Genomic DNA, 11567 nt, shown 5'->3' with positions numbered 1-11567 from the left:
CATGACGACGATCATCGACGGCAAGGCCGTAGCGGCTTCCATCAACGGGGCGATAAAAGACGCAAATGCCGAGCTGCAGCAGCAGACGGGCAAGAAAACAGGACTTGCCGTCATTATCGTCGGCGACGATCCCGCAAGTCATGCCTATGTCGGCGCAAAAAGCCGCATGGCCAAGGCGTGCGGCTTCTTTTCGGTCCAGCATACGCTGCCGAAGGAAACGACACAGCAGGAGCTTGCGGGCCTGGTGCATCAACTGAACGGCGATGACTGCATCCATGGCATTCTCGTACAACTGCCCTTGCCGGAACATCTGGACGCAGATGCCATCATTCAGTCGATCCGGCCCGAAAAGGACGTCGACGGCCTGCATGTCGCCAATGCCGGAACGCTCGCAACCGGCGATCTGGAGAACGGCCTGATCTCCTGCACCCCGGCAGGCGCGATGGTCTTTGTGCGCCGCGTACACGGTCGCGATCTTTCCGGCCTGAATGCGCTGGTCATCGGTCGTTCGAATCTCTTCGGCAAGCCGATGGCACAGCTGCTGCTGAATGCCAATGCGACCGTGACGATCGCCCATTCCCGCACCACCGATCTGGCTTCGATCTGCCGCAACGCCGATATCGTGATCGCTGCGGTCGGCCGGCCCGAAATGGTCAAAGCGGACTGGTTGAAGCCGGGCGCCACCGTCATCGATGTCGGGATCAATCGTGTTCCCGCACCTGAGAAGGGGGAGAACAGGACGAGGCTGGTCGGCGACGTCGCCTTCGCGGAGTGCGCACCTTTTGCATCGGCTATTACGCCGGTCCCCGGCGGCGTCGGGCCGATGACCATCGCCATGTTGATGGCCAACAGTGTGATTGCAGCTCACAGAGCGTCCGGCCTGAAGGTGTCCGAACAGCTCTCGAAGCTGATATCCGGCTGAGCCCGCGCCCAGTACCGTCGATCAATACGGTCCCACCGAGTGGTGTAAATCCTTCGATGAATAGTCCAGCGACGGTCCGCCAATGGGATCGGACCGTCGCTGGCTCATTAGCTAGTTGCCTCCGCCGGCCGAGCGCAAAGCAGCTTCGATCTTGCTCAGATTGAACGAACCAGGCGATTGGCTGGGAGGATAATCCTTCATCGTCTGCAGGAACTTCGCTGCCATGCCTTGGATCGGCACGATAACGAAGACTCGCTCCAGGAACCAATCATTGTAGGTGTTCGAATTGTGCTGCGCTTTCTCGAAGGGATCACGGCGCAGGTGAAAGAGCAGCGGCACACGCAGCTCGGTGAAGGGTTCGCGCCAGACACCGAAGGCTTCGCCCCGATTTTCCAGGAAGACAACTTTCCAATCGTCGTAACGCGCCGCCACGACCTGACCATCGTCGTTCACGTACCAGAACTCACGACGCGGTGACTCGTTGACCTTGCCTTCCAGATAATCGAGCTGGTTGTGGCCGTCGATGTAGTTGCGGTAATGACGGCCGTTCAGATCGACCCCGTCAAGAAGTTTTTCCTTGATGTCCGGTGCCCCCGCGATGGCGGCGAAGGTCGGCAGCCAATCCTCGTGCGAGACGATACCGTTCAACGTCTTTCCGGCCGGGAAGCGACCGGGCCAGCGCACAAACGTCGGAACGCGATAGGCTCCTTCCCAGTTCGAGTTCTTCTCGCTTCTGAAGGGCGTCGTGGCGGCATCCGGCCATGTATTGTAGTGAGGCCCATTGTCCGTGGAGTACATGACGACGGTGTTTTCGGCGATGCCGAGATCGTCCAGAAGCTGCAGCAGTTCGCCGACCTGCATGTCATGCTCGACCATCCCGTCATGGTACTCGTCGCCGCTCGGTCCCGATATCCCGGTATTGGACTCTTTCACATGCGTACGAAAATGCATCCGCGTGGCGTTCCACCAGACGAAGAACGGCTTCTGCGCCTCATGCTGACGTGAGATGAAATCCCGGGCCGCAGCGAGGGTTTCGGCATCGACCGTTTCCATCCGCTTTCTCGTCAGCGGCCCGGTGTCCTCGATCTTTCCGTCCGCGCTGGCCTTGATAACGCCGCGCGGGCCAAAATTCTTTCGAAAGTCCGTGCTTTTCGGATAGTCGCGGTTCTCAGGCTCTTCCTCGGCGTTCAGGTGGTACAGATTGCCGAAGAACTCATCGAAACCGTGGTTGGTCGGGAGGTGTTCGTCGCGGTCGCCCTGGTGGTTCTTGCCAAATTGACCCGTCGCATATCCTTGGCTTTTCAGGACGGTGGCCATCGTCACGTCGCTCTCTTGCCAACCTTCCTTCGCACCCGGTAGACCCACCTTCGTCATGCCGGTGCGAACGGGGACGTTGCCGCCGATAAAGGCGGCCCGACCCGCTGTGCAGCTTTGCTGACCGTAGTAATCCGTGAACGACAAGCCTTCCTGGGCAATCCGGTCGATGTTCGGGGTCCTGTAACCCATCATGCCACGATTGTTGTGGCTGATATTCCAGGTACCGATGTCATCTCCCCAGATGACGAGAATGTTGGGCTGTTTCCCGCCGGAAACTGCCGGCTGTTGCTGAGCCTTTGCAGTGCCAACGCCCGTGACACCGCTTGCGGCAGCTGCAGCAAGCATCGTGCCGCCGAGCAGGAGGCTTCGACGATCTAAAGACAAGGAATCCTGCACTTTCTCGCGCTTTTCGGCATCTGGAGGGCCCATGCTTTGCTCCTGAATAGATAAATAGGTGTTTTCCGATGCGCGGCTTGCATCCCTGCACATCAAGGCGTGGCCTCGCCGTGACAGCTCCTGGAGCTGGAAACCGTTCCCAAGCTCGAGTGCCGGCACACGTAAGCCGGACAGATTATCGGTCGGACGTACGGGCATGAGAAGTTGGACCAAGGGGCAATGCGACGGCGAGAGCCCGCCCGAGTAGACCTCCGGGCGTTGCGTCCTTTTGCCGGCGGCGTGAGGAAAATGGTTTCCACCGGCGCACGCGAAGTGAGAAAGGAAATTCTCTAGAGATACATGCCCAGGCAGAGAATCGAAACGGCCAGCATCGGCAACCGTCGACTCTTCACGCGAAACATGGGGGCGATCGCAAGGGCTGCGAGAGAGGCGACCGCTGCGGCAAGAACGCTTCCGGCAGAGAGATACAGACCCAATGCTCCGACGAAAACCGCGGCTCCGACAGTCGTCTCGGCCGCGGATTCCCAGTTAACGGATCCAGTGCGAAAAGCGGAAAGAAACGCAGGGCCGCTCAAGCCTAGAGCGAGCCAAATCAGCACAGAGGAGGAGAAGCCGAAGAAATCCAAGTTGCACCCGTACCCGACTGTGGTCGTGTTAGGGCAGCAATTTACGTGCCAACTTCCAGCCTCCCCTGGAATGGGCCGCAGCAGCGAACGAAAACGCGCGATGCGATAGTGATCGCTACGCCGAGGCACTTCTCCTCGATCCGCGTCATCGCGCCCGGTCACACTGGCCCATTTCCGAAATGTCGCTGGAACCACACAGAAATCCGTCCGTGCTATTGCTTCGCCCTTTTTATAGGCACATAAGCTTCGAAAATAAGCAACTGCATCCGACGCTCCCGAATGATTGTCCCCCCTCCGCCACACGAAGTTCGAAAGTCCGGCCGTTTGCCGAGATTCAAGCTGTTCTCGCCGATTCTGGCGGGTGCAACGCTGAAAGAGCGCTTGATCGGCTGTATCGGAGCGTTGATCGGGATTTGTGTCACCGGCCTGGTTTGCGGGTTCGTTTTTGGAGACGACCCCCAGCTGCCGCTGATCGTTGCGCCCATCGGCGCCTCTGCCGTCTTGCTCTTTGCCGTGCCGGCCAGTCCGCTTGCGCAGCCTTGGTCGATCATCGGCGGGAACACGATCTCCGCCCTGATCGGCGTCTCCGTGACCTATATGGTGACGGACCAGATGCTTGCCATCGGCCTCGCAGTCGCTCTGGCGATTCTTGCGATGTCGCTCACGCGATCGCTTCATCCGCCAGGAGGCGCCGCCGCGCTGACGGCTGTCATCGGTGGAGCCGCGGTCGCGCGCTCAGGTTTTTGGTTCCCGTTCATACCCGTTGCGATCAACTCCCTGATCCTCGTCGGATTGGGCATTGTGTTTCATAGGCTGGCCCGCCGCCAATATCCTCATCGACCCGGAATTGCGCCGGTGAATACACATGCGACGGCGGATCCCCCACCTGCGCTTCGTGTCGGCTTCAATTCCGAGGACATAGACTCGGCAATCGCGCGGTTGAATGAAACACTCGATATCAGCCGGGAGGACATCGATGCCCTCTTGAGGGAAGTCGAACTGCAGGCCCTCGTCCGACAGAGGGGAGAGTTGACTTGTGCCGACATCATGTCCCGCGACGTCGTAACCGTGCCCGGCGACACGACCCCCGAGCATGCACGATACCTGTTGTTGAAGCACGACATTCGTACACTTCCAGTGCTTGACGAGAACGAGAAGCTTCAGGGTACGGTGGGCCTGCGGGAGCTCGCCGGCAAAGAGCCCGGCAGCAAACTGCCGATAAGCGCGGCAGCTACCGCCAGGCCATCCGACCCTGCGATCGGCCTGCTCCCCCGCCTGACGGACGGGGCGACACACGCCGTCGTCATTCTCGACGACGGCGGCAAGGTTGTGGGCATCATATCCCAGACCGATCTGCTCGCGACTTTGGCCAAAAGTCTCTCGCATAATGGTCTGTCCGAAATAATGCAGGGCAACGGGCAGGGTATCTGAGGCGTCGAGCCGTGGATATTATATGCAGGACCAGGTCGTCCGGGCGCGCTAGATGCGGGTTTTGGGCGCCGGTGCTCGGTCCGAGTCACCCGAATTGGGTTCTCCCTTTGGCTCGATTAGAAGAACCTTGACCTCCGTCTCTGCCCGAGGACGATGCACAACGCCTTTCGGAACCACAAACAGCTCGCCAGCTCTGACCACCTGAGAGGGTTTCCCTTCGATGTCCATAATCATTTCGCCCTCCAGGACGTAGAAGAAATCGTCCGTGGTCTCATGCTTGTGAAATGGGTATTCCCCTTTAAACTTGACGACCATGACATCGTTGTCGTTGTAATCGGACACGACGTGCGGATCCCAATGGCTCGAAAACAGAGCCAGCTTCTCGGAAATATTGATTGGTTTCATCGGATATCCTTTCGGCTGTTCGCCGCAACTATCGGTGAAGGTGATTTGATCCGACGCGAGTTCTCCGACCCGCTTCAGACGCCGGCACTGGATGCGGCGGCCCTCAATCCCGCCCGAATGCGATCCAGCATAGACCGATCTGCCTTAGCTGAGGAAACGAGATAAGCGGGGTAGGCAAATTCCGGACTGTTGGGAACGAGCTCGAGACTGCCGTCCGCAAGATAGGGCCGAACGAAGCCCTGCCGAAAATATCCGGATCCGCCGACTGCCAGAATGTAGTCGAGAGCAAGCGGCCCATAACTGATCGCCACCACCGGACTCGGACCGCCCGGAAAAGCCGCCCTATAGCTGCCGGCAAAATCCTCTCCCCAATCGATGCCAACGAGGTCTTCCGGTCCGGGCGGCTGCGGCATGGCCGTCGTGCGGACGAAAACGAGTTTTTCCTCGAAAAGCAGCTCCGTAAGCGTGCCTGGACGATTTGGCGCTCCATAAAGGACCGCCGCGTCAAGTGAACCGTCCTGCACGAGCTCCATCAGCCGCTCCGATCTGTCGATCGACGTTCGAATGGCCACGCTGGGGCATTCGCGGCGCATCCAAAAAAGCCAATGCTTCAACAGTGGATCCCACAGACTGAGCTCCGCACCGATCGTCACCATGGCCTCGCGCCCCGGGGGCAAAGCGACCGTGGTTCGCGCCGCCTCCCACACTTGCACCAGGCTCGTCGCAAAACGGAAAAACTGCTCTCCGGCGGGGGTCAGCCTGGCACCGGCCTTGTTCCGAATGAACATGGGCCTGTCGAGTTGTTCCTCGAGCACGCGAATTCGCGCACTGACTGCGGTCTGGGAGATGTTCAGATTGGCAGCGGCATTCACGAAACTTCCTGTCTTGACCACCTCGAGGAACGTACGCGCAATGCTGATGTCCATATTCGCCCCGCGCAAATAGCGTCGCCACGTCAGCCTGACTGCCGGCGGCACGCACTCATCAAATAAGTGCAGAATATTTGCGGTTAACCAGCAATTCAATTCGTTTGTCAGCGGAATTCCCGCTTGCCATCCTGGTCCGCGTGCCTCGGCTGATCCCGACCAGCCACGCTGCTTTGCTGCCATCTGATGAAGGGCCCTACTGCCGATGTTCGAGCGAAAATCCTCTGACAGAGCCGAAACCACGGCTGCAGCCCACGGGGTCGCGACCGACCCGGCATTCGGCTCCGTGGTGCCGCCACTATACTTGTCCAGCACCTACGAGTTCGCCGGTTTCGACACGCCGCGCGCCTATGACTACGGCCGCTCTGGAAATCCGACCCGTGACTTGCTGGCGCAAGCACTTGCGAAGCTCGAGGGAGGCGCCGGCGCGGTCGTCACGCCGAGCGGCATGGCCGCGCTCGACCTCCTGTTAGGGCGCTTGAGGCGAAACGATCTCGTGCTGGCACCACATGATTGCTATGGCGGTACATTGCGACTGCTGAAGGCGCGTGCCGATCTGGGGCACCTCACATTCCGGCTTACCAACCAGAGGGATCTCGGCGGATTCGAGGCCGCACTAGCGGATGCTCCGGCTCTCGTCCTCATCGAGAGCCCCAGCAATCCCCTGATGCGCGTCACCGACATTGCCCGATTGTCCAGTCTCGCCAAGGCGGCAGGCTCCGCCGTGGCCGTCGACAACACGTTTCTCTCCCCCGCTCTCCAGCAGCCCCTTTCTCTCGGAGCCGATTACGCCATTCACTCGGCGACCAAATTCCTGAACGGGCATTCGGACGTCATCGCCGGTGCGGTGATCGCTGCCGAGCCACAGGAGGCACGTGATCTCAAGCGCTGGGCCAACGTCACCGGGGCAGTCGCTGCACCTTTCGATGCCTGGTTGACTTTGCGCGGGCTGAGAACGTTGTTTGCGCGAATGTCCAGCCAAGAACGCAGCGCCATGACGATCGCCGAATATCTCGACGCCCATCCTGCGGTGCGGCACGTCCACTACGCGGGGCTTCCGGATCACGCAGACCACGAAGTCGCAAGACGGCAGCAGCGCGGCTTCGGCGCCATGATGAGTTTCGAACTTGAAGGGGGCGTTCCCGCCGTTCGGCGGTTCCTGGCACATGTTCGCTGCTTCACATTGGCCGAGTCGCTTGGAGGGGTCGAAAGTCTCGTAGCTCATCCGGCCACCATGACCCATCTCGACATGGGGGCTGAAGCCAGAGAGAGCGCGGGTATTCGCGACGAGCTTCTAAGACTTTCGATCGGGCTGGAACACATTGACGATCTTCTGGAAGGACTTGAACTTGGATTGGGCGCCTGTTGAGCGAAGATCGATTGAGGAGGTAGACAGGGATGGACATCGACGATGATATTCCGCCGACTTTTGCGTCGGCCACCCTGCTTGATGCACGAGCTCGACCCGGCCTATGCGGGCCTGTCATCCGACCGGTCGATCTGTGCCGATGTCAGGCGGTGGCGGACAAGCGAACGGGCTCGCCTCATCGCGCAACGCCTGGCCATATCTCCCGACCTTCGGGCCGCTTGCGAAGCGCAGATCGTCAGCCGTCTGCTTGCCGAAATCGGACCCGTGCGCGGCCGTGTGGTCAGCGTCTACTGGCCGTTTCGGGGTGAGCCCGATCTCAGACCGCTGATGCGGCAAATAGCCGATGACGGCGGCCGATGTGCGCTCCCGGTCGTGGTCGAAAAAGGACAGCCTCTGGAGTTTCGCATCTGGCGGCCAGGCGACAAACTCGTCCGTGGTATCTGGAACATACCCGTCCCGGCCAAGCCTGTTTCATGCACCCCCGATATCGTCGTCGCCCCGGTCGTGGGCTTTGATCCGTCGTGCTATCGGCTTGGTTATGGCGGGGGCTATTACGACCGGACACTGGCGGCAATGGCGGCGACGCGCCGCGTGCTGGGCGTTGGTTTCGCACAGTCGAGGATAAGGACCATTTATCCTCAGGCGCATGACATCCGGATGGACGCCGTGGTGACCGAAGCGGGCACAGATCATTGCTAGCGTGCGTTGAGTTCCGATTGGGCAGAGGGCATCGAATCGAGAACGTGGCGCCTTGGCGAAAATTGTTCTAGGTTTCTCCGCGGGCTTGGGTCGACTTGTGAACGGCTGCGGATCGGGTGTCGCGATGGACGAGCAACGACGGAGCTACCGGCAACGGCTCATTGCGCTGGCTGCCGCCAGTATCGGCACTCTGGCGGCCAGTGCGATCTCCTACGGAGCGGCGATCTATCGCGCCGCCAATCCCGAACCCCTGCGCGCCGCCCGGCCGGGCGAGACGGTCGATACCGGGCGATGGCATGTGACGATCGCCGCAGCCCGCGTGAGCGATGTCCCCCCTTCCGGCAGGAGACCGCCCGAACCGAAAACTTTCCTGCTTGTCGATTTCGAGGCCGGCAACCGCTCGGCGGCGACCGCCCACCTGCCGGCGAAACTGCTCACCTTTGCCGGCCTGGAGGCGATACTTGCTCCCCCCACCTTCTATTTGACACGGGACAAGGCGTTCAGCCCCGGCCTGCACCCGGGCATGCCGGAGAGTTTGACCGCCGTATGGGAATGGCCGGCGGGGGAAATGCCGCCGCGTGAGCTGAACCTGCTGATCGGGAGCCAGATCTACAAGAAACGCGACAATCTCTATGGCGCCTCCAACTGGTTCGACCGTGATCCGGTGGCGGTGGTGTCCCTGACTGTTGCGCAGGAAGCGGCGAGGGCAAGGCAATGAAGGCCTTCGCAAATATCGTCGCCCTGCTCCTGGCGACGGCGGCGCTCTACGGCATGCAGCACTCGACGCCCTCCTACAGCGAAATCCTGTCGCCCGTGGCGGTGCCGGCCGCGCAGGGAAAACCGGCGCAGGCCGAACGCTTCGTCTTCGGGGTCGCCAAGGTGCATCTCGCCCGGCAACTGGTCGCTTCGCATTTCGGCGAGCCGCGTACCTACACCACCTCCGGAAAATGGCTTGTCGTCGAAGCGGCGGCGAAGGCGCAAGACCGATCGATATCGCTGACCTCGGCTGCGTGGCGCGGCCCCTCCGGCCTTCGCTTTGCCATGAGCACGCGCATCGGCAGTTCGCTCGGGCTGTTGGGTGCCGAGCGCCTGGAGCCCGGGATTCCACGCCCGGTTCTGCTGATATTCGAGCTGCCCGAGGACCAGATCGAGGGCGGTACACTGCTGGTCGCCGAGACCGCGCTGACTCCCCTGTCCGAGCAGGTGGAGATCGCCATGGACAGCGTGCCGCCGGAAAGCAGGCACAAGTCCCTCACCCTTGCACGCGGCGGCCGCATCATGCCCTGGTCGCTGGAGTTTCAGCAATGAGCGCACGGGCTTCGTCACGGGAGAGAACGAGCTACTGGATCAGCCTCGTATCGCTGCTCGCCGCCGTGCCGCTCGCGGTCCTCGTCGGGTCCCGGGGCGAATTCGCCGCATGGCTGCAACGGCGCATGCAACCACCTGTGACCGTCGAGGGCGACGGCAGCGGGCAAGGCGCCGGCGGCAGCTGGCGGCTTACATCGCTGCGCCGCCTGCCGGGAACCTTGCCGGACACGAGCCTCATGCTGGCGGAAATCGCCGTCTCGGTCCAGGCAGCGGACGTCTTGAAGCAGGCCTTGCCCTGCGCGCTCTCGCTGACGGATGGCGCTGGCCGCCGCTGGGACCCGCTGCCGCTGCCCGGCCGTCTTTTACGCCAGGCCGATCCCGCGATTGCCGACAGGCCGCAATGCACGACGCTGACGATCGGTGAGGCCGGCGAGGCGCCGCTTCGCGTGGTCGAGCTCTTTCTCGTGCCGCGGCAGGCAGACGGGTTCACCCTGTCGCTTGCCCTGACCGGCTCGCCTCCGATTCTCTTGAAATAACGCTTTTCCGGTGACCATAAGCCTGTGGGACGCCGGCTTCGCCGGATCGGGATACGGCGTATTCCAGCATGGCGGCCAGCAGGGCGATCCGCACCGGACCGAAAAGGATTCCGCCGTCGAGCTCGGTCGGACTGCCGACCAGAACGGCCAGGACGTCGCCTATCCGCTGCCAGGTTTCGAGGTCGTGCGGGCCGAGATGACGGGTTGCGCCGTACCACGCCCAGGCGGGGAGCCAGCTGGTGGCGCGGTAAAGCACGACGAAGGCGAGCAACGTCCCGAGACCGGCGCCGAGCACCGTGCGCAGGCAGGCCCAGACCGGCCGGTAGCGGGTCCGATAGCCTCCGAGGAAGTGGGCGGCGAAATCGGCCAGCCATTTGCGTAGCGTGGTGGCGCGAGCGGGCGGCGGCGGAGCGGCGACGGGTTTTGCCGAAACGTCGTAGCCATAGACGATGGCAGCCATTACGAGCCAGACGAGCGGCAGGAGGGCGTAGAAGAACAGCTCCTGCGCCTGCGTGACGAGTCCAGGTTCCTGGAACTCCACCGCAGTGCCGCCCGCTGCCGCGTGTGCTTCCATGGAAAATCCGGCGATGCCGGCTTCCACCGCATCGAGAAACGCGCCCGCGCCGAGCCAGCTTATGAAGTCGTCCTTCCATCTGTCCAGCGCATAGAGCCCGATGAAGATCCAGCTCGCGTCCGCCGCCACGATAACGAAACGCAGCCACGGCAACTGCAGGCGCCCGTTGGCGCGCTTGGCAAGCCATCGCACGAACCAGCAGGCGAGGATCGCCGCAATCAGGCTGCGCGAGCGCAGGAGCTCGAAAATCTGTAACCGTTCTCCCAGCGCCACCCGATCCAGGGCGAGACGCGAATACTCGCGCACCGTGTCGCCGAGGAAGCCCCACGCGGCGTAATAGGCGAAGAACGGCAAGATGGCTGCGGAGGCAATCACCAGAAGGCGATTCAACTGCCGTTCCTTCTTCGTCGAGCCGGCAGCTGGCGCCACGCCGCGCAACGCGGCGAGCACCGGCAGGCCGGGACGCAGGATCGCGAACATCGCAATGACCACCAGCAGCTTGACGAGGACGACAAGCGACAGCGTTACCATTCCGCCAAGGGGGGTTTTCAGGCCGACGCCGACCGCAGCCTCGAGGAGCAGGACACGCGCGATATATCCGAGCGTCGCGGCAAGCAGAAGCTGCGGCCAGAAACGCGCAAGAAGGCGCGCCGTCAATGCCGCCAGTCCGCCGATATCCTTGAGCATCCCCATGCCCCGAACCTAACCATAACCTTCCGGGCGCTCAACCGGGCAAATAGATGGAAAATGGCGGTCCGCGTCCCCTGCCGCATCGTCGCCTCGGGCGGTTCGCACAAGCACGACATTCTCCTGGCCCTGGCACGGGCGAGGCTGCCGACGATCATGATCACCGACGCCGACAGCGCCATGGCGATGCTGCAGAGGTGATCGACCGGAATCCGCATTGCAAGACGGCCGCCGCATTGACGCTGGGGAAACCCCAGAACGCGAAAAGGCCCGCAGATGCGGGCCTTTTCGTGTGTATGCGTATGTATATGTGTTTGGTTGCGGGGGCAGGATTTGAACCTGCGGCCTTCAGGTTATGAGCCTGACGAGCT

General features: G+C 61.8%; 11 protein-coding genes and 2 pseudogenes. 8 read left to right on the top strand and 5 right to left on the bottom strand.

Annotated elements, in window-relative coordinates; translation table 11 throughout:
• Position 1 precedes the first annotated feature (1 nt).
• Positions 2-922, top strand: coding sequence for a bifunctional methylenetetrahydrofolate dehydrogenase/methenyltetrahydrofolate cyclohydrolase FolD (folD, locus tag ACTJKL_RS07630; RefSeq protein WP_440852611.1), 921 nt, complete (start codon positions 2-4; stop codon positions 920-922).
• Between the two features lie 111 nt (positions 923-1033).
• Here the strand turns inward: folD and ACTJKL_RS07625 are convergent, their stop codons facing one another.
• Positions 1034-2584, bottom strand: coding sequence for an arylsulfatase (locus ACTJKL_RS07625; RefSeq protein ID WP_440852742.1), 1551 nt, complete (start codon positions 2582-2584; stop codon positions 1034-1036).
• Between the two features lie 380 nt (positions 2585-2964).
• Positions 2965-3261, bottom strand: a complete 297-nt coding sequence (locus ACTJKL_RS07620; RefSeq protein ID WP_411932669.1) for a hypothetical protein — start codon at positions 3259-3261, stop codon at positions 2965-2967.
• A 279-nt stretch (positions 3262-3540) separates the two neighbouring features.
• On the opposite strand from ACTJKL_RS07620, the gene ACTJKL_RS07615 reads away from it, so the two are divergent.
• Positions 3541-4692, top strand: coding sequence for an HPP family protein (locus tag ACTJKL_RS07615; RefSeq protein WP_411932479.1), 1152 nt, complete (start codon positions 3541-3543; stop codon positions 4690-4692).
• Positions 4693-4740: 48 nt separating this feature from the next.
• Here ACTJKL_RS07615 and ACTJKL_RS07610 read toward each other — a convergent pair whose 3' ends face one another.
• Together ACTJKL_RS07610 and ACTJKL_RS07605 are read right to left on the bottom strand one after the other, a co-directional pair.
• Positions 4741-5097, bottom strand: coding sequence for a cupin domain-containing protein (locus ACTJKL_RS07610; protein ID WP_100669962.1), 357 nt, complete (start codon positions 5095-5097; stop codon positions 4741-4743).
• A 74-nt stretch (positions 5098-5171) separates the two neighbouring features.
• A complete protein-coding gene (locus tag ACTJKL_RS07605; RefSeq protein WP_100669963.1) occupies positions 5172-6023 on the bottom strand; it encodes a LysR family transcriptional regulator in 852 nt (283 codons plus the stop codon).
• A gap of 205 nt (positions 6024-6228) precedes the next feature.
• Here ACTJKL_RS07605 and metB point away from each other — a divergent pair, with 205 nt between their 5' ends.
• From metB to ACTJKL_RS07580, 5 genes and pseudogenes are all read left to right on the top strand, one after another.
• Positions 6229-7392: a cystathionine gamma-synthase gene (metB, locus tag ACTJKL_RS07600; protein WP_100669964.1), complete on the top strand. Its 1164-nt coding sequence runs from the start codon at positions 6229-6231 to the stop codon at positions 7390-7392.
• Between the two features lie 29 nt (positions 7393-7421).
• A pseudogene (locus tag ACTJKL_RS07595) lies at positions 7422-8091 on the top strand (5-formyltetrahydrofolate cyclo-ligase).
• 85 nt (positions 8092-8176) lie between these two features.
• Complete coding sequence (locus ACTJKL_RS07590; RefSeq protein ID WP_440852610.1) at positions 8177-8809, top strand: hypothetical protein; 633 nt, start codon at positions 8177-8179, stop codon at positions 8807-8809.
• Positions 8806-9399, top strand: coding sequence for a hypothetical protein (locus ACTJKL_RS07585; RefSeq protein ID WP_411921693.1), 594 nt, complete (start codon positions 8806-8808; stop codon positions 9397-9399). The genes ACTJKL_RS07590 and ACTJKL_RS07585 overlap by 4 nt, the downstream gene beginning before the upstream one ends.
• The gene (locus tag ACTJKL_RS07580; protein WP_440852609.1) at positions 9396-9935 is read left to right on the top strand and encodes a hypothetical protein; all 540 of its coding nucleotides are present in this window, start codon (positions 9396-9398) and stop codon (positions 9933-9935) included. Before ACTJKL_RS07585 ends, ACTJKL_RS07580 begins: the two co-directional genes overlap by 4 nt.
• Here ACTJKL_RS07580 and ACTJKL_RS07575 read toward each other — a convergent pair.
• Positions 9886-11202 carry a hypothetical protein gene (locus tag ACTJKL_RS07575; RefSeq protein WP_440852608.1) on the bottom strand — a complete coding sequence of 439 codons (1317 nt, stop codon included), beginning with the start codon at positions 11200-11202 and terminating at the stop codon, positions 9886-9888. The genes ACTJKL_RS07580 and ACTJKL_RS07575 overlap by 50 nt on opposite strands.
• Before the next feature lie 63 nt (positions 11203-11265).
• Here ACTJKL_RS07575 and ACTJKL_RS07570 point away from each other — a divergent pair.
• A pseudogene (locus tag ACTJKL_RS07570) lies at positions 11266-11397 on the top strand (sugar-binding transcriptional regulator); the annotation flags it as partial.
• Positions 11398-11567 lie beyond the last annotated feature (170 nt).

It is taken from the genome of Sinorhizobium sp. 22678 (assembly GCF_052044265.1).
Taxonomy (GTDB): Bacteria; Pseudomonadota; Alphaproteobacteria; order Rhizobiales; family Rhizobiaceae; genus Sinorhizobium; species Sinorhizobium meliloti_A.
Note: the sequence above shows the minus strand (reverse complement) of the source record. Positions and strands in the feature narration are given on the sequence as shown.